The organism is Streptomyces sp. NPDC006512 (assembly GCF_040611935.1).
In the GTDB taxonomy this organism is placed as follows: Bacteria; Actinomycetota; Actinomycetes; order Streptomycetales; family Streptomycetaceae; genus Streptomyces.
Genome location: NZ_JBEXPG010000005.1, coordinates 93,336 through 113,584 on the forward strand (window position 1 = coordinate 93,336; position 20,249 = coordinate 113,584).

At 74.3% G+C, this 20,249-nt stretch carries 19 protein-coding genes and 1 pseudogene; 6 read left to right on the forward strand and 14 right to left on the reverse strand.

Features of this window, described 5'->3' with window-relative positions:
• Positions 1–41: 41 nt before the first annotated feature.
• Positions 42–1,610, reverse strand: coding sequence for an ATP-grasp domain-containing protein (locus ABZZ17_RS05270; RefSeq protein ID WP_356872183.1), 1,569 nt, complete (start codon positions 1,608–1,610; stop codon positions 42–44).
• A gap of 150 nt (positions 1,611–1,760) precedes the next feature.
• On the opposite strand from ABZZ17_RS05270, the pseudogene ABZZ17_RS05275 reads away from it, so the two are divergent.
• Positions 1,761–2,792, forward strand: a pseudogene (locus ABZZ17_RS05275) (glycosyl hydrolase); the annotation flags it as partial.
• Between the two features lie 689 nt (positions 2,793–3,481).
• Here the strand turns inward: ABZZ17_RS05275 and ABZZ17_RS05280 are convergent.
• The 9 genes from ABZZ17_RS05280 to ABZZ17_RS05320 all read right to left on the reverse strand — a co-directional run bounded on the left by ABZZ17_RS05280 (position 3,482) and on the right by ABZZ17_RS05320 (position 14,825).
• Positions 3,482–4,624 carry a GNAT family N-acetyltransferase gene (locus ABZZ17_RS05280; RefSeq protein WP_356872185.1) on the reverse strand — a complete coding sequence of 381 codons (1,143 nt, stop codon included), beginning with the start codon at positions 4,622–4,624 and terminating at the stop codon, positions 3,482–3,484.
• Positions 4,621–5,328, reverse strand: coding sequence for a lipopolysaccharide biosynthesis protein (locus tag ABZZ17_RS05285; RefSeq protein ID WP_356872187.1), 708 nt, complete (start codon positions 5,326–5,328; stop codon positions 4,621–4,623). Before ABZZ17_RS05285 ends, ABZZ17_RS05280 begins: the two co-directional genes overlap by 4 nt.
• A 76-nt stretch (positions 5,329–5,404) precedes the next feature.
• Entirely contained in the window at positions 5,405–6,589 is a 1,185-nt protein-coding gene (locus ABZZ17_RS05290) for a glycosyltransferase (RefSeq protein WP_356872189.1), read from the reverse strand.
• Positions 6,586–7,362 (reverse strand): polysaccharide deacetylase family protein, encoded by a 777-nt coding sequence (locus ABZZ17_RS05295; protein WP_356872191.1) that lies wholly within the window; start codon positions 7,360–7,362, stop codon positions 6,586–6,588. Before ABZZ17_RS05295 ends, ABZZ17_RS05290 begins: the two co-directional genes overlap by 4 nt.
• Positions 7,352–9,106 carry a lipid II flippase MurJ gene (locus ABZZ17_RS05300; protein WP_356872454.1) on the reverse strand — a complete coding sequence of 585 codons (1,755 nt, stop codon included), beginning with the start codon at positions 9,104–9,106 and terminating at the stop codon, positions 7,352–7,354. Before ABZZ17_RS05300 ends, ABZZ17_RS05295 begins: the two co-directional genes overlap by 11 nt.
• A 422-nt stretch (positions 9,107–9,528) precedes the next feature.
• Positions 9,529–10,893: an O-antigen ligase family protein gene (locus tag ABZZ17_RS05305; protein WP_356872193.1), complete on the reverse strand. Its 1,365-nt coding sequence runs from the start codon at positions 10,891–10,893 to the stop codon at positions 9,529–9,531.
• Positions 10,894–10,895: 2 nt separating this feature from the next.
• On the reverse strand, positions 10,896–12,434 hold the full coding sequence (locus ABZZ17_RS05310) for an exopolysaccharide biosynthesis polyprenyl glycosylphosphotransferase (protein WP_356872195.1): 1,539 nt from the start codon (positions 12,432–12,434) through the stop codon (positions 10,896–10,898).
• Complete coding sequence (locus ABZZ17_RS05315) at positions 12,431–13,630, reverse strand: glycosyltransferase (RefSeq protein WP_356872197.1); 1,200 nt, start codon at positions 13,628–13,630, stop codon at positions 12,431–12,433. Before ABZZ17_RS05315 ends, ABZZ17_RS05310 begins: the two co-directional genes overlap by 4 nt.
• 19 nt (positions 13,631–13,649) lie before the next feature.
• Positions 13,650–14,825, reverse strand: a complete 1,176-nt coding sequence (locus tag ABZZ17_RS05320) for a DUF3344 domain-containing protein (RefSeq protein ID WP_356872199.1) — start codon at positions 14,823–14,825, stop codon at positions 13,650–13,652.
• 307 nt (positions 14,826–15,132) lie between these two features.
• On the opposite strand from ABZZ17_RS05320, the gene ABZZ17_RS05325 reads away from it, so the two are divergent.
• The 3 genes from ABZZ17_RS05325 (at position 15,133) to ABZZ17_RS05335 (ending at position 17,278) form a co-directional block, all read left to right on the forward strand.
• Positions 15,133–15,543: a rodlin gene (locus tag ABZZ17_RS05325; RefSeq protein WP_356872201.1), complete on the forward strand. Its 411-nt coding sequence runs from the start codon at positions 15,133–15,135 to the stop codon at positions 15,541–15,543.
• A 276-nt stretch (positions 15,544–15,819) separates the two neighbouring features.
• Complete coding sequence (locus tag ABZZ17_RS05330; RefSeq protein WP_356872456.1) at positions 15,820–16,011, forward strand: chaplin; 192 nt, start codon at positions 15,820–15,822, stop codon at positions 16,009–16,011.
• 121 nt (positions 16,012–16,132) lie between these two features.
• Positions 16,133–17,278 (forward strand): chaplin, encoded by a 1,146-nt coding sequence (locus ABZZ17_RS05335; protein ID WP_356872203.1) that lies wholly within the window; start codon positions 16,133–16,135, stop codon positions 17,276–17,278.
• 16 nt (positions 17,279–17,294) lie between these two features.
• Here ABZZ17_RS05335 and ABZZ17_RS05340 read toward each other — a convergent pair whose 3' ends face one another.
• Positions 17,295–17,468, reverse strand: a complete 174-nt coding sequence (locus ABZZ17_RS05340; RefSeq protein ID WP_356872205.1) for a hypothetical protein — start codon at positions 17,466–17,468, stop codon at positions 17,295–17,297.
• Here ABZZ17_RS05340 and ABZZ17_RS05345 point away from each other — a divergent pair.
• A complete protein-coding gene (locus tag ABZZ17_RS05345; protein ID WP_356872207.1) occupies positions 17,458–17,808 on the forward strand; it encodes a hypothetical protein in 351 nt (116 codons plus the stop codon). The genes ABZZ17_RS05340 and ABZZ17_RS05345 overlap by 11 nt on opposite strands.
• A 78-nt stretch (positions 17,809–17,886) precedes the next feature.
• On the opposite strand, the gene ABZZ17_RS05350 is transcribed toward ABZZ17_RS05345, so the two are convergent.
• Together ABZZ17_RS05350 and ABZZ17_RS05355 are read right to left on the reverse strand one after the other, a co-directional pair.
• A complete protein-coding gene (locus tag ABZZ17_RS05350) occupies positions 17,887–18,132 on the reverse strand; it encodes a chaplin (RefSeq protein ID WP_356872209.1) in 246 nt (81 codons plus the stop codon).
• Between the two features lie 127 nt (positions 18,133–18,259).
• Positions 18,260–18,715 (reverse strand): hypothetical protein, encoded by a 456-nt coding sequence (locus tag ABZZ17_RS05355; RefSeq protein ID WP_356872211.1) that lies wholly within the window; start codon positions 18,713–18,715, stop codon positions 18,260–18,262.
• A 282-nt stretch (positions 18,716–18,997) separates the two neighbouring features.
• On the opposite strand from ABZZ17_RS05355, the gene ABZZ17_RS05360 reads away from it, so the two are divergent.
• Complete coding sequence (locus ABZZ17_RS05360; protein ID WP_356872213.1) at positions 18,998–19,408, forward strand: rodlin; 411 nt, start codon at positions 18,998–19,000, stop codon at positions 19,406–19,408.
• 136 nt (positions 19,409–19,544) lie between these two features.
• Here ABZZ17_RS05360 and ABZZ17_RS05365 read toward each other — a convergent pair whose 3' ends face one another.
• Entirely contained in the window at positions 19,545–20,186 is a 642-nt protein-coding gene (locus ABZZ17_RS05365) for a vitamin K epoxide reductase family protein (RefSeq protein WP_356872215.1), read from the reverse strand.
• Positions 20,187–20,249: the final 63 nt, after the last annotated feature.

Consider the following 20,249-nt stretch of genomic DNA (forward strand, 5'->3'; position numbering starts at 1 on the left):
CACCAACCCGGCCCGGCCCCCCGTGGGGGCGGACCCTCCCCTCACCGGGTCACCAGCTCGTCCGGCTCCGCCGAGGTCTCGGGCGGGGCCGGCCGGGACGTACCGGACGCCGGGGGCTGCGCCCGCTGCCGGGGGGCCCGGACGGCGGCGCGGGCCGTACGCCGGCCCTGGGCCGGGACGCCCCGCAGGGCGCGGGCGCCCTTGCCGATCCCGCGTCCCAGGAAGGCGCCGAGCATCGCCAGGAACGGCCCGAGGTCGTCGGCGGCGAACCAGGCCGCCTCTGTCCGCCCCCGCTCCCCCTTCGGCGCCACCCGCACCGGCCCGCGCCGCGCGGCCCCGCCGACGGGAGCCCGTACGGGAGCCCGCCGCCCGGCGCCTTCGGCCGGCCCGGCCGGGGTGCCGGCCCCGGGGTCCGCCACCGGGGCCTCCGCCGCCGCCTCCGGACGCCGCCCGCCCGGCAGCAGCGGCGCCTCCGCGGCCCCGACGGCCGCCCCGGAGCCGCCGACACCGCCGGAATCCCTGCCTCCGCGCCGTCGCGGCAGCGACCGCCCCCGTACGGCCGCGAGCAGCGCGTAGTTCTCCGCGACGAAGACCCGGCCCGGGCCGCCGACGGGCTCCGGTACCCGCTGGCCCGTCAGGTCCAGGTACATCGCCTGGACCACGTCGAGCCCGGAGTCGTCCGTGAAGAGCCTGAACTGCGCGCCGGGGCGCGGGTTGAAGTCCACGAGCCGGAAGCAGCCCCCCTCGTCCCGCCGGAAGTCGAGGTCGAGGATGCCCTGGTAGCCGAGCCGGTCCGCGAGCCGCAGCCCCGCCTCCTCGACGGCCGGGTCCGGCAGCCAGCGGCCCACCGCCGTCAGCCCCGTGCGCACCGGCCACGACAGCTCCTTGCGGCCCGACCCCGCGATGAGCGGGTGCCCGCCCCGGGCGAAGGCGCCGTGGAAGAACCAGTCGGTGTCCGGTCCGGCCGGCAGGAACCGCTGGAGCAGCAGCCGGCTCCCCGCCTCCGCCGACCGCTCGTACAGCCCCCGCGCCTCGGCGGTGGTGTGCACGAGCGTGGTGCTGCGCAGCCCGGCGCCCGCGGGCAGCAGCCACGGCCGGCTCCACTTCGCCACCACCGGCAGGCCGAGCCGCCAGGTGGCCTCCGCCGCCTCGGCCCCGCTCGCCGGGATCACGGTCTCCGGGTGCGGGACGTCCCAGCGCGCGCACAGCCGCGACAGTTCGGCCTTGTCGGCCACCCGCGCTGGCAGGCCGTCGGGCTGATGGGGGATCCGGAAACGGTCCGTCAGCACCGGGGCCAGCCGCGACACCGCGATGGCGCTCAGGTCGTCCATGGCGACGAGCACGGCGGGCCTGCCGATCCGCTCCGACACCCCGGCGAGGCATTCCAGCAACGCGTCCGGCGCCTCGGGGTCGACGCCCCCGTCCGGACCGGGATGGGTGGCGCGCAGGTAACGCGAACGCCCCATGGGACCTCCCCCGGCCTCGACGACTGCATGGACCTCCACGCCCTTGCGCCCCAGGGATCTGACGGCGCCGAGGGTTCCGTGGTGGAACGGATTCCGATCGAGTCTGAGCAGAACTGCGGGCACATGGTTGGCGAACGCGTGCATGGAAACGGTGTCTTTCACCTAGTCGGACCAAGCGGGATGGATGCGCACCTGCGAATGGCCTACGCAGCGGCCACCGGACAGGCCATTCGTCAGATGTGATGCCTAACGTCTTTGGTAAGCACACCGGTTCAGGAAAGCTCGGGAGACGCCATGCCCAGACCACGCCGCCGACTGGCGAGCACCTGCATCGGTACGGTCACGGCCGGACTGCTCGCCACCGGAGCCGCCCTGGCGGCACCTGACGAGGAGTCGGCCAACGGCTCCGACATCGCGATGGGCGCCTATCTCGACTACGGGCCGCCGGGAGTGGCCAGGATCCCGTTCCTGTCGCGCTGGCTGGGCGGCAAGGAGATCCGGGTCGGTCACACCTATCTGCCCGGTGACGTGTGGGCGGGCATCGAGGGCAACGTGAGCTTCCTGGACGACTGGGCCGACTGGCGCAAGGCCGAGGACGACCGGATGTTCGTGCTGAACGTGCCCATGCAGGCGCGCAACGAGAGCCGGGTGCCCGACTCCCAGGTGGCCCGGCTGATCCGGGCGGGCGCGGCCGGCGAGTACGACGGCCACTTCCACAAGCTCGCCGAGCGGCTGGTGGCCCTGGGCGTACCGGACACGGTCATCGTCCTCGGCTGGGAGATGAACGGCACCACCTACACGCACCGCTGCGGACCCGACCCGGAGAACTGGAAGGCGTACTGGCAGCGCGTCGTCAAGACGATGCGCGCCGTGCCCGGGCAGGAGTTCAAGTTCGACTTCGCCCCCAACCGGGGCACGGACGCGATCGGCTGGACCAAGTGCTACCCGGGCGACGACTGGGTCGACGTCATCGGGATGGACTCGTACGACCAGGGTCCCGGCCGGAACTTCGACGAGCAGATCACCCAGCCCTACGGGCTCCAGCAGCACGTCGACTTCGCGAAAGCACACGGCAAGGAGATCTCGTACCCGGAATGGGGCCTGTTCCGCAACGGGGACAACCCGGAGTACGTGCGGCGCATGCTGAAGTGGATCGAGCAGCACAAGCCGCTCTACCACACCATCACCGACTACTGCCCGCACGGCGTGTGGCAGTGCAAGGCGAACCCGGAGTCCTCCCGGGTGTTCCGCGAGGCACTGACCCCCGAAGTGCCGGGCCCGGTGATCCCGACGCCTGTGGTCCCCACGCCGGTGGTCCCGACCCCGGTCGTACCCACCCCGCAGGTGCCGACTCCCGAGGTCCCGACCCCGCAGGTGCCCACGCCCCAGGTCCCGACCCCCGAGGTCCCGACCCCGGCCGTACCCACCCCCGCCGTGCCCACGCCCGCCGTACCCGCGCCGGAAGTCCCGACTCCGGTCCCGAGCCCCGACGTCCCGAGCCCGGCGGTCCCGAGCCCGGCGGTCCCGAGTCCGGTCCCGGGCCCCGTGGAGCCGTCGCCCGTCGACCCCGCTCCCGTGGAGCCGAGCCCCGCGGTCCCGAGCCCGGCGGTCCCGAGCCCCGTGGACCCCGGCCCCGTCGTGCCCAGCCCCGTCGTGCCGAAGCCGGACGTCTCCGTCCCGCCGGTGCTGCCCCCGGTCCCCTCCCCGGAGGTCCCGTCCCCGGACGTCTCGGTGCCGCCCGTGCTCCCGCCGGTGCCGTCCCCCGAGGTCTCCGTGCCCGTGCCCGTACCCTCGCCGCTGACGCCCAGTCCGCAGGCGCCCCGGCCCCAGCCCCAGCCGCCGAGGCCGCCCGTCAACAGCAGCCAGTGGTGCGTGCCGCTCAACTTCGGCGAGTGGCTGTCCAAGCTGGTCGGCGGCCAGGCGGTCTGCATCAAGCTGGACTGGGGCAAGGACAACGGCTTCTGGCCCTTCTAGCCCCCGCCCCCGTCCCCCGCGCGGCGAGCGCACCGGCACGGTCACCGGACCCGGAGTTCGTTGATCCGTGCCCGCCAGTCCCGCGCGGCCGGCAGGGCCTCCCGCAGCGCGTCCACCGCCCGCTCGCGCCCCGTCACCTGCGACTCGTGCAGCCGCAGCAGGGGGGCGAGCGCGGCCGTGGCCATCAGGAGCCGCTGGTTGACCACCGTGTCGGGGCGCCAGTGGTTCTTGTACGGCTCGCTGCCGCGCAGGAAACTCACCACGGACCGGCCCTCGGCGAGGGCCCGGCCGGTCTCGTAGCGCAGCAGCAGCGTCGCCACGTCGACCTTCCGCTCGCGCAGGTCCGGATCGGCCCCGTACAGGTAGCCGCCGCTCAGCCCGGCGGACAGCAGCGTGACGTTCGCCGCCACCACCTTCCCGTCCAGCCGGAACTCGGTCAGCCGGCCTTCCCCGGTCCGCACCATGCGCCGCGTGGCCCGGGTCAGGTGCTCGGCGAACCGCGGCTTCACGTGCTCGGGGGTCACCCCGCGGCCGCGCCACTGCTTCTCGTGCAGCCGCAGCAGCGTGCGTACGGCCTGCGGCACCTCCGGCTCGGTGACCTCGTGCTCCTCGATCCCGGCGGCGTCGGTCTTGCGGAGCTTCGCCCGCACCCGCTGGGCGCCGGAGGCCGGCATCCGCTTGACCAGTTCGTCGAAGGGCAGCGCCGGCAGCTCCATGCAGGTCGAGTCGGCGAGCTTGCTGCGCACCCCCGGCCACGCCTCGTACAGCGCCTCGGCTGCGGCCCCGGGCCGGACCTCGCGCAGGTCGACGACCGCTGCCCGGGCGGCCCGGTGCAGCCCGCGGGCCAGCGCCGGGACGACCTGCCCGGCGTGCCCGGCGGCCACGAGGACGTCCGAGTAGTCGGTGATCGGACCGCCGAGCGGCACCAGCCGCGGCAGCGGCCGGTGCACGAGCATCAGCGGGGCCGCCCCCACCAGTTCCTCGCCGCGCCGCACGAGCACGGTCCGTAGCCGGCCCTCCTTCCCGTACGACAGCCACCACGAGTGCAGCCAGGCGTGGCTCTGGAAGGGGGTGGCGGTGGGACAGTCCCGGAAGAGCCGGTTCCACGGCTCTTCCAGGGCGGCGAACTGCCGGGGGTCGCGGCACAGCGTCACCGACAGGGCCCCCGCGGAGCCCTCCTTCATCGCGCGGGCTCCTTCTCCTTGGTCTCGGTGTGCTCGCCCTGCGCGGGCAGGGAGGCGTACTCCTCCACGACCGGCTGCGTCTCCAGGCCCTCCTCGCCCCGGGCCCGCCGGGCGGGACGGGCGGGCCGGGCCAGCAGCCACAGGCCGCCCAGCAGACCGCCCGCGCACAGCCCGACGGCGCCACTGACCGGGGCGGACGGCGAGGCCGGGTCGGCGGGGGCGACGGCCTGGTTGAACAGCAGCAGCTGCACGCCGGTGTTCTTGGCGGCCTGGTTGCTGCTCAGCGACAGCGCGTCGGCGACGGCGTTGGCGATGTCGGCGGCCTCGCTCGGGCTCTTGGAGGTCCCGGTGATGGCGATCATCGGGGACTCGGGGGAGGTCTCCGCCCGCACCTGGGTCCGCAGCCGCGCGGCGTCGATGCCCGCGCGGGGCTGGGCGTAGGCGAGGGTGGAGCTGCTGGTGGCGATGCGGGCGTACGCCTGGGCGAAGCCGAGCGCGGTGGCCGGTTCGGTGGTGTCGTCCGGGACGGCGACGACGTAGCTGGTGGCGGCGTACTCGGGGGCCTTCAGCACCCCGTACGCCCCGCCGGCGGCCAGCCCGAGCAGGGCGCAGGCGGGCAACGGCCACCACGCGGGCGGCCGCAGGGTGCGGCGCTTCTTCTCCGAGCGGTGGTCGGACTTCTTCTGGTCGGCGGTGTCGGCCATGTGCGGTGCTCACTTCCTGGGTGGAGGGGAGTGCGACGGTCCCGGCCGTTCCCCTGGCCGGGGGTGTGGGGTCGGATCAGCCGTTGCCGGCGGGCGCGGAGCCCGGTACGGCGGTGGTGGCGGCGCCGGGGACGGGTGCCGCCAGGGCCAGGGCGTAGACGTCGAGCAGGCGGCTCGCGCTGCCGGCGATGTCGTAGCGGCGCACGACGGGCGGCGGCGGCAGCCGGCGCGCGCCCGCCTCCATGTGCCCGCGCAGGGCGGCGACCAGTTCCTCGGTGCCCGGGCCGATGCGCCGCGCGCCCGGGGCCTGGGTGGCGGGGAGGTCGTCGATGGCCGGGCAGGTGACGTGCAGGACCGGGAGTCCGGCGGCGAGCGCCTCGACCACGGCGAGCCCGAACGCCTCCTCCCGCGAGGGCGACACGAAGACGTCCATGGCGGCCAGCAGGGCGGGGATGCCGGGGGTGCGTCCGTCGGGGCTGTCGCCCAGCGGGTCCCGCTCCCCCAGCAGGTGGATCCGGCTCTGCGCGCCCAGTTCGGCGGCCAGCGTCCGCAGCGCGGCCCGCTCCGGCCCGTCCCCGGCCAGCAGCAGGTGCGCCCCGGGCAGTGCGGCGACGGCCCGTACGAGGACGTCGAACCGCTTTCCCGGCACCAGCCGGCCGACCCCGCCGACGACGAAGGCCCGTTCGGGCAGCCCGGTCCGGGCCCGGGTGGAGCGGCGTACACCGGCGTCGAAGCGGAAGCGGACGGCCTCGATGCCGTTCGGTACGACGTGGATCCGGGGCGCGGGCACCCCCCACCCCTCCAGCCGGGCCGCCACCGTGTCGGAGACGGCCACGGTGGCCGCGCCGAGCCGCTCGCTGGCCAGGTACAGGGCCCGTACCCCGGCGGACAGCGGCCGGCCCTCGATCTCGGCCTCGCCGAGGGAGTGTTCGGTGGCCACCGTGGCCCGCACGCCCGCGAGCCGGGCCGCGAGGCGCCCGTAGACGCAGGCCCGGTAGAGGTGGGTGTGGACCAGGTCGTAGCGGCCGCGCCGGATGAACTTCACCAGCCTCGGCAGCGCGCCGAGGTCGCGGTTGCCGCTCATCCCCAGGTGAACGACCCGGACCCCGTCGGCGCGCAGCCCCTCGGCGACCTGTCCGGGGTTGGTCAGCGTCAGCACGTCGCAGTGCATCGGCATGTGCCGCAGCAGCAGCCGCAGTTGCTGTTCGGCCCCGCCGACGCCGAGCCCGGTGATGATGTGGAGCGCCTTGACGGTGTTCACGGGAGCACCACCCGGCGCAGCTCGCGCAGCCGGTGGCGGAGCTGCTTGACGCGCAGCCGGGCGCCGCCGTCGGCCTGGCTGACGTGGGTGCGGGGCAGGGCGTGCGGGCCGGTGAGCCGCCCGGGGACGATGGCGCAGGCGTACGCGTAGCCGGCGGCCCGGGCCGCTTCGGCGACGCGGGCGTCGACGTGCCCGTACGGGTAGCAGAACCCGGCGGGGAGGGTGCCGGTCAGCTCGCGCAGCAGGTCGCGGCTGCCCCGGAGTTCCTGCTGGAGGACGTCGTCGGGGGCGGCGGTGAGGTCCTGGTGGAGCAGCCCGTGGGAGCCGATCTCCTGTCCGGCGGCGGCCGCTTCGCGGATGCCCTCGGCGGTGAGGAGGGCCTTGCGCGGGCCGAGCGGGTCCCACACGTTGTCCACGCCGAGCCGGCCCGGCAGGACGAACAGGGTGGCGGTGCAGTCGTAGCGGCGCAGCAGTGGCAGGGCCCGGGTCAGGAAGTCGGTGTACCCGTCGTCGAAGGTGAGGCCGACCAGTCCGCGCCCGCGCCCGGCGGCGCGGGCCCTCAGCAGCTCGCCCACGGACACCCCGCGCAGCCCGCGGGCGCGCAGCCACAGCAGCTGCGCTTCCAGGGCGGCGGGGGTGACGGTGATGCCGTACGGGTCCTCGGCGGGGTCGGTGAACTCGGCGACCGAGTGGTACATCAGGACCCACGGCGATGCGGTCCTGCGGGTGGGGCCCACCACGGCGGGGGGCGCCGTGTCGGTGTCAGCGGACATTGCGGAACCTCTGGGTGAGCTGGGAGGAGAGCTGGGAGAGCTGTGCGGGCAGGGCGGTGACCTCGAGGGCCCGTATGGCCATCCCGGTCGCCCCGAACATGGCCGGGACCAGCAGGCAGCCGAGTGCGGCGCTCAGCAGCGGGTCGGGGATCATCGGCCCGGCGAGCCAGCCGGTGCCGCACGCCGCGGCGGCCGCGACCGCGAGCCGGCCGATGCTGACGGCGACGCGGCGGAAGTGGATGGAGATGATCCGGGAGCCGAGTCCGGTGAGGAGCAGGGCGGCGGTGGTGGTGATCCCGGCGGCGTTGGCGGCGGCGATGCCGTAGGTGCCCCACCAGCCGACGGCGAGGGCTCCGGCGACGACGTTGACGAGCAGCCCGGCGCCCATCGCGAGCGCCGGGAACCAGGTGGGCCGGGCGGTCGAGAAGAAGGGCCGGGACAGGGCTCCGACGAGGCAGTGGCCGAGGAGTCCGAGGCCGTAGACCCGCATGACGGACGCGGTGGCGAGGGTGTCCTGGTGGGTGAAGGCGCCGCGTTCGAACAGGACCTGGATGATCTGCGGGGCGTAGCCGATGACGAGCGCGGTTCCCATGAGGACGGCGAGGGAGGCCAGGGCTAGGTCCTGTTCCACGCGGCGCCGGGCCTTCTCCCGTTCGCCGCCGGCCATGGCCTGGGCGACGACCGGGAAGGTGACGGTGCAGATCATCAGGGACAGCACCATCGGCATCTGCGCGACCTTCTGCGCGTAGTTGAGGTGCGAGATGGCGCCGGAGGGCAGGGAGGCGGCGAGGAACCGTTCGACGAGGACCTGGGACTGCCGGAACACCGCGAAGAAGATCACGGGCGCGATGACCCCGAAGGCGATGAGGGTGGGGCGGTCGCGGTCGCGCTGGCTGCGGGGCGCGGACTTGGTCCGGCGCGGCCCGAAGCCCACGTTCCGGATGAACGCGGGCAGTTGGACGAGCACCATCAGCAGTCCGCCGACGGCGACCCCGGCGGCGGCGGCCCGCACCCCCCACAGGGCGTGCAGGGCGACCATGGTGCCGATGATCCCGACGTTGTACGAGACGTAGATCGCGGCGGGTGGCAGGAAGGAGCGGTGGGCGCGCAGGGCGGCGCTGAAGTACCCGGCGATGCCGAAGGAGATGACGGTGAGCGCGGTCAGCCGGGTGCATTCGACGGCCAGTCCGGGGTCGGGCAGGCCGGGGGCGAGCAGCCCGACGACGAGCGGCGCGGCCACGACGAGGACGGAGGCCACGGCCGCCAGGAGCACGACGAGGCGCGGCAGGGTCGCTCCGACGAGCAGCCGTACGGGGTCCTGGTCGCGGGCCTCCCTGCGGGTCAGGCCGGCCCGGCTGGCCGCGCGCCGGGCCAGGGCGTGGCTGAAGGCGGGCACCATGAGCAGGGCCATGGCGTCCTCGATGAGCAGCGTCGAGGCCATCTCGGGGACGGTCCAGGCGATCAGGAAGGCGTCGCTGTCGTGTCCGGCGCCGAAGAGGTGCGCGATGGTCTGGTCCCGTACGAGGCCGAAGACGGCCCCGGCGGCGGTGAGTCCGGCGGTGACCGCGGCGGCCTTGGCGAGGAACCGGCCGAGCGGGGCGGGCGCGGGCCCGCCGCCGGGTGTCCCGCCGCCGGGTGTCCCGGGTCCGGACGGGCCCGGACCGGACGGACCGGGGCCGGGCGCGCCACCGCCGGGCGGGCCGGCGTCCGTGCCGCCGGTCCCGCCCCCGCCGCGCCGGGTCATCGCGGGCCGGGAGTCCGCGGCGCGTGCGGGGCCGGCGAGCACCGGCCTGCGGGGAGCGGGACCGGCGGCGCGCAGGCGCGCGTCGGCCGGACCGCCGCGCGGGTCCGCGGGAGCGCCCTGGCCCCGGACCCGGCCCGCCCCGGCGGGGCCGGTGCCGGGCGCGGCGGGATCCGGGGCGGGGGTGTCGCGCCCGCCCCGGGTGTCGGCGGGTCCGGCGAGCACGGGCCCGCGGGCCGGGCCGCCGCGCGGGGCTCCCGCCACGAACCCGGGGTCGGGCGGGGCCGGTCCGGGGTCCGGTTCCGGCCCGGCCGGAGCGTCGGGAGGTCCGGGCGGGGCGGGCGGCGCCGGGCGCGGCGGACGGCCCGAAGCCGCGGCGACTTCGGTCGCCGCGGCCGCGGGCCGCCGCCAGGGCGTCGTGTCCGTCACCGGGTGGCCGAACCCTCGGGGATCCGCCCGGCGGGGGTGTCCGCCCGGTCGCCCGGGGAGGGCAGCGCCCACCAGGCGGCGAGTCCGATGATCACTCCGGTCAGGACGGTGGAGGGGCCGCCGATGTCCGCGTAGAGGAAGTCGGTCAGCTGCCAGAAGAGGAGGCCGACCGCGACGAGCCCGCAGTCGCGGATCCGGCTGCCGGAGGCGCACCGGCGCAGGCCCGCGACGAGCAGCACGGCCCAGCCGCCCGCGAGCGCGGTGAGCCCGATCAGCCCCTGTTCGCTGAGGATCAGCAGGTACATGTTGTGCGGGGACAGCAGTGGCTGGCGGATGTACGCCTGCCCGGCGCCGGCGGTGTCGCTGCCGGAGGACAGTCCCAGCGAGGAGTGTCCGTCGCGGTGGGCGGGGAAGCCCTTGAGGCCCACGCCGGCGGCGGGCCGTTCGCGCCACATCGAACCGGCGGCCGCCCACATCGTGTAGCGGTCGGTCACCGACTGGTCGGGGGCGCTGGAGACCTGGGTGATCGAGGTCAGCCGCTCGGCCACCATCTCGGAGCCGACCCCGAGGCCGCCGACCAGCACGACTCCGGCGGCGGCCAGCGCCACCAGCACCTTCAGCGCCCGCCGGATCCCGGCCAGCACCATCACCAGTACGGCCGCGCCGAGGGTGGCGATCCACGCGCCCCGGCTGAACGACAGCACCAGCGGCACCACGAGCACCAGCGCCGAGGCCCCGGCGATCCGCCGCACCCGCCTCGGGAGCCCGGGCGCGAGGGCGGCGGCGGTCGCGACGACCAGCCCGTAGGCGACCACCGTGGCCATGCCCATGACGTCACCGGGGCCGAAGGTGCCGACGGCGCGGACGTCCTCGCCCTGGTACGAGGCACCGGTGTGGGTCGCGTACTGCACGACCCCCACCGCGCCCTGCACCAGCGCGAGGACGACGAAGCAGCCGGCGGCGAGCCGGAACTCCCGCGCGTCGCGCACCAGCAGCACCACGGCCGCCGGGACCAGTACGAACACCTGGAGGTAGCGGACGAAGCCCGGCAGGGCCGCGTACGGGTCACCGGCGGTCACCGTCGCCACCGCCAGCCCCACCGCCGGGATGCCGAGGACGAGCACGCCCAGCGGGCTCAGCGCCCGCACCCGGCCGCGCAGGGCCTGCACCCCGCAGACGAGGGCGAGGAGCAGCGAGGCGGCGTCGGCGGGGCCGACCTTCCCGGAGGCGGTCGCGTCGCCGGCCGGGAGGGGGGCGAGGAGGAACAGCACGGTCGCGGCGAGCGGCAGCAGCGGCCAGTGCCGGCGCAGGGTGCCCGGCAGGCCGGGGACCCTGAGGGCGGCGGTTGCGGCGAGGCTCATGTTCAGCTCCCTCCGAGCCGGAAGCGGAAGAAGGAGGCGGCGGTGCGGGCCAGGATCCACAGGTCCTGCCACAGCGACCAGGTGTCGATGTAGTGGTTGTCGAAGCGGGCCCGGTCCTCGATGGAGGTGTCGCCGCGCAGGCCGTTGATCTGGGCGAGCCCGGTGATCCCGACGGGCATCCGGTGGCGGGCCTCGTAGCCGGGGTGGACGCTGCTGAACTTGGCGACGAAGAAGGGCCGTTCGGGCCGCGGACCGACCAGGCTCATGTCACCCCGTACGACGTTCCACAGCTGCGGGAGCTCGTCCAGGGAGGACTTGCGCAGGAAGGAGCCGACGGGGCTCATGCCGCGGTCCCCGGCGACGGTCCAGCGGGTCGCGGACTCGTGCTCGTCGGCACGCAGGGTGCGGAACTTCAGCAGGGTGAAGGGGCGCCCGTACAGGCCGACCCGTTCCTGACGGAAGATCACGCCGGGTCCGTCGGAGAGCCGTACGGCCAGCGCGCAGGCACCCATGACGGGGGCGGCCGCCAGGAGCGCGAGGGCGGCGAGGGAGGAGTCGATGGCGCGCTTGGCGTGGCGCTCCAGCGGCCGGGAGGGGCGCGGCAGCAACGGCTGTACGGCGTACCCCCACAGCTGGTCGGCGGGCTGCGCGACCCGCATGCCGGTGACCTTGGCGGTCCCGGCGGGGTCGGCGAGCCAGAGCCGGCAGCCGTGGTCGTGGAAGAGCCGGACCAGGGAGGCGGTGCGCTCGTCGGCCTCGGGGGGCCGGGTGAACACGGCGTGCCGGACCGAGTTCTGGATGACGGCGCGGCGGATGTCCTCGTGGGTGGCGAGCAGCGGCAGCGCACCGTTGTCCGCGTCCGCGGCGGGGCCGGTGTCGGCGATGCCGACGGGCCGCAGCCCGTACTCGGGACGGCCGTGCAGGGCGGCGGCGACCGCTCCGGCTCCCGCGCCGGGGCCGACGACGAGCGCGGAGACGGGCCGTCGTACGGCGGTGCGGCGGCGGAGCTGGTTGACGAATCCGCGTCCCGCGCAGGCCAGGACGACCTGGAGGCAGACGGCGCCGAGGAGGGCGCTCCAGCCGAGGGCGCGCCCCGGCAGGGCGGCGGCGAGGACGGCGGCGGCCCCGCACCACAGCACGGCGGCCCGCCCGGCCAGCGCGGGCAGTTCGAGCAGGGCGGAGGGGGCGAGCCGGGGCCGGTAGAGCCCGGCCTGCGCGTGCAGGGCGGTGTGGGCGGCGGCGAGCAGGACGACGGCGGGGACTGCCGCGCCGGAGGGCAGTTCGAGCGCGGGGGCGGCGGCCGCGGTGGCCACGACGGCCAGCGCGTCCACGGTCACCAGCGGGACGACCCCCTGGCGGCGGCGGACCCGCTGCGGGCGGACGGCGGGCCGCGCCCGTTCGGCCCGGGGTCCGCGCGGAGGGTGGATGGCGGTCACGGAACGGCGGGCTTCCGCCGGCGGCGCGGGCGCGAAGGCGCTGCCGCCGGCGGGCCCCGTGCCGCCCTGCCCGCTGTGCCGGGCGGGTGCGCTGTCCATCGTCATCGGCTGATGCGCTCCTGGTTCAAGGGCCGGGGCCTGCCCAGCAGTTCGTGGTACAGGCCGGTGACCGCGTCCGTGGTCCGCCGCACGTCGAAGCCGGTCCGGGCGTGCTGCCGGGCCTGCTCCCCGAGTTCGGCGAGCAGCCGCGGTTCGGCGAGGAGCCGTCCCAGGGCCTTGGCCAGCGCCGTCGGGTCCTCCGGCGGCACCAGGCAGAGCCGTCCCTGGCCGGACGGCAGGCTCTCCCGTGCACCGCTGACGTCGGAGACCAGGACCGGGCGGCCACAGGCCATGGCTTCGAGCGGGGCGAGCGCCATGCCTTCCCACCGCGACGGCAGTACAACGAGATCGGCGGCCCGAAGCCACGGTCGGATGTCGGAGGCGGCCCCCGCGAAGAACACCCCGGGCGGGGCCGCGCGGCGCAGCCGCTCGGTGTCGGGGCCGTCCCCGACGAGGGCCAGCCGGGCGTCCGGAACGGTGCCCAGCAGCTCCGGCCAGGCCCGGAGCAGGACGTCCTGGCCCTTCTGCGGGCAGAGCCGGCCGACGCAGACGGCGAGCGGCCCGTCCCCGCGGAAGGCGGCGGGCAGCGGGAGCCCGGCCCGCGCCTCGGCCCGGTCGTGTTCCGGGTCGGGGTGGCCGGGGCCGAAGTGGCCGAGGTCGACGCCGTTGCGGATCACCGACCAGTGGGCGGCGATGCCCTCGGACTCCCCCGCCCGGCGCTCGGACTCGCTGACGCAGAGCACCCGGTCGGCCCAGCGGGCCCCGAAGCGTTCCCAGCGCAGCGCGAGCGCGGCGGTGGCGCCGCCGACGGCGTCGAAGGACCAGGCGTGCGGCTGGAACACCGTGGGCAGGGAGCCCCGTACGGCGAGCCGGCCGGCGAGCCCCGCCTTGGCGCTGTGGGCATGCAGCAGGTCGGGGCGGACGTGGCGGATCAGCCGGGCGGCGCCGAGGACTTCGGCGGGCAGTCCGGGGCCGGGGGCCCGCCCGGCACGCCAGGTGAGCACCTCGGCCCCGGCTCCGCGGGCGTCGTCGGCGAGCCGCCCGCCGCGCGGGCAGGCCACGACGACGCGCAGCCCGGCGGCGGCCTGCGCCCGTACGAGGTCGGTGACGACCCGGGCGACGCCGCCGTCGACGGGCTGCACGAGGTGCAGGACGGTGAAGGCAGAACCGGAAGGTGCTGGTGAAGACGGTGCTGATGGCACGTGGAGTGGTCTCCTGCGTTCAGCGGCGCGCGTCTGTCTGAACGAAGAGCACACCGAGGAATTGACCCTGGCTTTCGCCTGTGAACTTGAAACTCAGGCTGCGGGCACCACCGGACAGGGCGGGGCTCAGATCGAACACGTCCGCGTCGTATCCGAGATTGTTGATGTGTTCGGGCTGTCGCACGAACGAGGGACGTCCGAATTCCGTGATCGTGGAATTCATAACATCATTAAAAGGATTTTCTGCATCACTGAGACTGACCCGACGGCCACTGTCGGCCGTCACCGTGAGTGAGTCCCCCAGTGTCCCGCGGTCCCCGTCGTACGCGACCACCCCGGCCCGCCCGGCGGACCCGGCCGGCGCGTCCAGCCCGGTGATCTCCACCGTCTCCCCGGCCGCCTCGCCGCCCCCGGCCAGCAGCCCCTCGAAGCCGTCCCACAGCGAGATCCGCCGGAGCGGCTCCTGCGGGTGCTCGTAGGCGACCACCAGCGTCCACCCGCCCCAGGCGCCCACCTCCGAGTGCCCCATGGCGATGTTCAGCTGGGCGACGGTCCACAGGCCCGCGCCGCCCTTGCGCACCAGCGGGGTCACGTCGGCCGAGGCCTGGTAGGCGTCACTGCCGTCGTCGCTGCGGTGCCCGATCACGGTGTCGGCGAGCACCGCCTTGTACGCGCCGCCCGGCTCGGCGACGAGCACCCGGCCGTTGTCCTGCGGCGGCTTCTGCTCGCCGACCCGCAGGTTCCCGCCCCAGTAGAGGCGGGCGTACGAGACCTTCGCGCCCTGCGGGACCTTGAGCTCGGCGCGGGTGGAGTTGTAGGTGTCGGGGTCCTTGTCGACCTCGCTGTAGAACATCTCGAAGTCGCTGTTGACCCCGGCCGCGCCCCGCTTGACCTCGGCGCACGGTTCGGCCTGCGGAGCCTCCTCCCGACGGCAGCTGATGCCCGAGTTCGAGGCCCGGACGAGCCCGCCGTGCTGGACGGCCTGATAACGCTGGGTGAAGGGGACCCGGGGCAATTCGCGCGGTCCGGCGGGAGCCACCGCCTCCGCCGCGGGGGCGTAAGCGGAAAGTGTGAGGCAGGACAGCAGGCCGAGTGTGCCGAGGATTCTGCGGGAGGAACCCATGTCCCTGTCTCCATTTTCGATCAAGGGGACAAAACAGGAGTGAACTTTGTCAGAAATCAGGCTGGAAATCACGTCGGACTCGCTCGTACGGCCTTTTGGGCGATGGCACGCACCCTCGTCGCGGGCGGGTCGTTATGGCCGTGCGCCGTCGTTCGAACGGATAAGGAAATCGCGCCCCCGGACCGCCGCGCGGCCCGCCCCCCGGACCGTCCCGCGGACCGCCGCGGCGCCCCGTCCGGCGGCCCGCGCGGGAACGCCTGAGCGTCAACCGTCCGGCCCGAAACGTCGGCATCCGGGTGAAGTCACGCAACCCGGGCCGGGGCGGGCCCGTTGTTCCGGGTGCTCCAGTACCGGGCAATCCTGCAAAAAAGGGACGAAAATGATCAAGAAGTTTGTGGCTGGCGCAGCGGTTGCCGCCTCCGTCGTGGGTCTGGGTGCCGCGATGGCCCCGCAGGCGATGGCGATCGGGAACGACAACGGCATCAACACCGTCAACGGCAACGGCGCCTCGCAGATCTACGGCAACCAGGCCACGTACGGCAACATGAGCCCGCAGATGGCGCTCATCCAGGGCTCGTTCAACAAGCCCTGCATCGCCCTGCCGGCCAAGGCCAACGTGCAGTCGGTCCTCGCCCTCGTCAACGTCGGCGTCCAGGACATCCCGGTCCTGTCCAGCCCGCAGAACCAGCAGTGCACCGAGAACTCCACCCAGGCCAAGGGCGACGAGGCTCTCTCGCACATCCTCGACAACATCCCGATCCTCTCGGGCAACGTCTCCAACGGCAGCTGACCACAGCCGGAGCCCCGCCCCGGCGAGGCCGTCGCACCCTCGGGTCGCGGCGGCCTCGCCGCGTGTCAGGGCCATCGAATTCCGGAAGAAATCGGCCCGGAATTCCGCCCACGAACACCGGGGGCAACGGAGTGAATTCCCCGACGCCCCCCGCATATCTCCGGTTTCTTTTCCCGGAGCCGCTCGTTGTTATTTGTGCAGTGGATACGCCCCTGCGGGAAGGATTGAAATCAAATGAAGTACAAGAAGGCAGTGGTGCTGGCCGCCGGCGCGCTGATGGCCGCAGGTGTCGCCTCGCCCGCCATGGCCGACGCGGGGGCCGCGGGCCAGGCCGTCGGTTCCCCCGGTGTCCTCTCCGGCAACCTGGTCCAGGTCCCGGTGCACGTCCCGGTGAACGTCTGCGGCAACACCGTCAACGTGATCGCGCTGCTGAACCCGGCGTTCGGCAACACCTGCGTCAACGCCTGACGAAGCGCCTGAGCCCGCGAGGGCGAACCTCCTCGGAGTGGCCTCGGAGTGCACGGCGGTGCACTCCGGGGCCACCTTCGATTCAGCACCGGCCCCAGCGCCGGTAGACAGGGAAGGACCCATGCGACAGGTACTGAGCCGACAGGTACTGGGCAAGGGGATGCTCACGGCGGCGGCCGCCTCCAGCCTGCTGTCGATCGCGACCGGCGCGGCCTACGCGCATCCCGGGTCGACGGCCGAGGCCTCGCATTCACCGGGCGTGCTGTCCGGCAACAGCGTCTCGGTACCGGTCACCTTCGCCCCGAACGTGTGCGGCAACAGCGTGGACGGGGGCGCCGCCCTCAACCCCGCGATGGGCAACACCTGCGCCACCACGACCGGCTCCGGCGTCGACCACGACTACGAGCGCTACCTGAGCCCCGAGCACGCCGAGGCCTTCGAGCGCTACCTCGACGGGCGCGGCGGCGGCCGGCACGCGCTGCCCGCCCAGCGCCAGGAGGAGGAACGCCGCTACGAGGTCCCCCGCGCGCACGCCCCCCGGCACGCGGCGCCCCGGCACGAGGAGCCCCCCCGCCACGACGGCTACGGCGATTCCGGCGAGGAGGAGCAGCAGCAGCCGGTCGAGGAGGAGTGCGACGACCACCCCGCGGGTCCCCCGCCGCCGCACGCCGAGCAGCCGGTCCCCCACCCGGCGCCCCCGGCACCGAAGCCCGAGCCCAAGCCGGAGCCCCTGCCCGAGCCCTTGCCCGAGGTTCCCGAGGCGGAGGTCCCCGAGCCGCAGCCGGTGCCGCTCCCCGCTCCGGAGCCCGTCCCGGCCCCGGAACAGGAGGCCCCGCAGCCCGAGCCGCAGCCCCAGCCGCTCCCGGCCCCGGAGCCCGCGCCCGAGCCCGTCCAGGAGCCGGCTCCCGCGCCGCCCGTCGCGGAGGAGGGCCCCGGCGGACCGCCGCACGGCAGCCAGCCCGTGGAGCACCCCGCTCCGGCGCCCGTCCCCGTACCGGAGGAGGTACGGCCCGGCGACCAGCCCCCTGCCGCCCCCGACGGTGACGTCCCGGTGCACCTGCCGCCCGTACCGGCGCCGGCGCCCGCTCCGGCGCCCGTCCCCGCACCGGACCGGCCGGCTCCGGCGCCCGCCGTCCCCGCGCCGGCCCACGCGGCCGCGCCGGAGCTGGCCGCCACCGGCGCCGGTCAGCCGGCCGCCGCTGCGGCCCTCGCCTCGGCCCTGATCCTGGGCGGCGCGATTCTGTACCGGAGGTCCCGGGTCTCCTGACCGGGAATGACGGTAATCAGAAGAAATATCGGCCGGAGAATCCCTCGTCGGATTCTCCGGCCGTCGTCATGCCGCGAAGCCCGGCGTTTCCGCAGCGGCCGGTAATCGTTACCCAGGTCGAAAGCGGCGCGACGGTCGCCGCCGGCCCCTCCGCCCACGAAAAGAAGAGGATTTCGATAATGAAGCTCAAGCAGGTCGCCGCTGTCGTCGTCGGCTCCGTCGCCGCCCTCGGCGCCGCGGCTCCCGCCTTCGCCGCCGACGCCCCGGCGTCGATGCCCCCCATGAGCGCGACGAGCGGACTGTCGGACGCGCTGAACGCCGTCGGCCCCGTCACCGAGGCGCTCCCCCAGACAGTGGGCAACGGCCTCGCCGAGCAGGGCCAGTCCGTCGACAAGGTCTTCGGGACCGTCCAGACGCTCAACAAGGCCCGCAACGACCTGCCCGGCCAGGTGCTGGAGGTCGCGAACGTCGCCCCCCAGGCGTCCCCGGAACTGCTCGGCGGTGTGAAGCTCAACGGCGGCGCCCACTGAGCGGCCGCCGACACGACTGTGGGCGCCACCGGCGAGGCCGGGGGCGCCCACAGTCATGTGTGCCGACTGCGACGAACGTCAGTCGTTGACGCAGATGTTGCCGAACGCCGGGTTCAGCAGGCCGATCACGTTGACGGAGTTACCGCAGACGTTGACCGGGATGTGGACCGGAACCTGAGCCAGGTTGCCCGAGAGGACACCGGGGGAACCCACGGCCGCGCCCTCGGCCGACGAGTCGGCGACGGCGGAGCCGGCGGCACCGGCCGCGGCGAGACCAGCGGTGGCCAGGACCAGGGCGGCCTTCTTGGCAGCAGCAGAGTTCATGGGAAGTGCACCTTCTGTTCGATGTCCTGCCCCGATGCCGGGGCTCACACCGAGCGAAACGGTCCAGCGGCCCGGACGACACGGCTGCGCAGCCGATCAGACCTGTTCAGCCCAATAGTCGTAACTGCTAGTGGATCGGAATGTCGGGGATCGCCGGAATCTCCGGGATCGCCGGGACCAGTCCGTCCGTCGGGGGGACGGCCGGGGTGGTGACGGGGAGCTGCGGAAGCTGGGGGAGCTGCGGGATCGCCGGGAGGCCGGGGATCGCGGGGATCTCCGGGAGGGCGGGGAGCTTCGGCAGCTCGATCGGCGGCAGTGTCACCCCGGGCAGGAGCGCCTGGAGGGACTTGAGGAGATCGGCCAGGGTCGTGCCGATACCGGCCAGGAGGTCGTCGATCGGGCCGGCCGCGGCACGCGACTCCAGGCTTTCGATCTGTTCCTGCACGGCCTCCACCTTCTTCGTGAGGCCGGCAGCGCCCTCGCCGTCCGCGGCGACCGCGGGGGCAGCCGCGCCGGACAGTATGACGAGGGCGAGGGCCGACGGGACGAGGACGCGGAAGCGGGACGGCTTGGTGCGCTGCATGGAGATTCCTTCGGAGTGGTCGCAGAAGCGGACCCGAGCGATCCGCCTCCTCCTCACCCACCGTGCGAACACCTTCTACGGTCCGCAACCGGACGGCGGGCACCCGGGTGGGCCCGGTGGCTGCGTACGGGCTTCGCGCAGGCGTCCGGGACGGCCTCACCCGCCTCGGGGAAAAGCGGCGCCCGAACGGGCCGTTTGAGTGAAGGAGCGGAACCAAGCCCGCGAGCGGGAGTTGACCAGGGAGCTCCGCTAACGGGCACTCGTGCGACAAAAGGACCAATGATGCTCAAGAAGATCATGACCGCCGCCGCGGTCTCCGCCGTTGCCGTCGGCGCTGGCGCTGCGGCCGCGGCCCCGGCCATGGCCATCGGCAACGACAACGGGATCAACACCGTCAACGGCAACGGTGCCTCCCAGATCTACGGCAACCAGAAGACCCACGGCGACCAGAGCCCGCAGCTCGGCCTCGTCCAGGGCACGCTGAACAAGCCCTGCATCGGCCTGCCGGCCAAGGTCAACGCCCAGTCGATCCTGGCCCTGATCAACGTCGGCGTCCAGGACATCAACGTCCTGTCCAACCCGCAGAACCAGCAGTGCACCGAGAACTCCACCCAGGCCAAGGGTGACGAGCCGCTCTCGCACATCCTCAGCAACATCCCGGTCCTCTCGGGCAACCTCTCGGCCGGCAGCTGATCCACACCCCTCCGGCCGGGCCCCCCGGTGCCCGTGGAGCAGGGGGTACCCCGGCCGTGACCGGGGAGTGACGAGAGCCCCGGCAGCTTGCGGCTGCCGGGGCTCCCGTACGTCCGTACCCGGCGGGCCCGGACCGTCAGCCGGTCCAGAAGTCCCACCAGCGGGTCAGGACCAGCATCGCGATCACCCCGATGTGCAGGGCGGGCGGCGCCCAGCCGAACTCGGTGAAGAAGACGCGCACCGGGCCGGGCGCGGGCAGGTGCCGGGCGCGGACGTTGTGCGCCGTGACCGCCCAGAACATCAGCAGCGTCGCCACCCAGGCCAGGCTGCACCACAGGCACAGGGCGTTGATCTCGTAGAGGGACTGGACCATCAGCCAGGCGCAGAAGCCGGTGCCGAAGAGGGTGCCGGCGTTCAGTCCCAGCCAGAACCAGCCGCGGTAGCGGGCCCCGGACAGCAGGCCCGCGCCCACGCAGACCACGACGGCGTAGCAGGCCAGTCCCAGCATCGGGTTGGGGAACCCGAAGGCCGCCGCCTGGTCGCTCTTCATGACGCTGCCGCAGGAGACCACGGGGTTGAGGCTGCACGCGGGCTTGAAGTCCGGGTCCTCCAACAGGAGGAACTTGTCCAGGGTGATCACCCACGAGGCCAGCAGCCCGGCGGCTCCGGTGACCACCAGCAGCCAGGCCAAACCCCTTGGGGCCGGGCCGAGTTCGTCCTCGGGCCGGCTGCGGGTCCGGCGCTGTTGGCGGGGGACGCCCACTGTATTCGTTGCCATGCCGCCCATAGTCCCCCGCAGCGCCACAGAGCGGCACTAACCATGCCTATGCATACGGAAGTT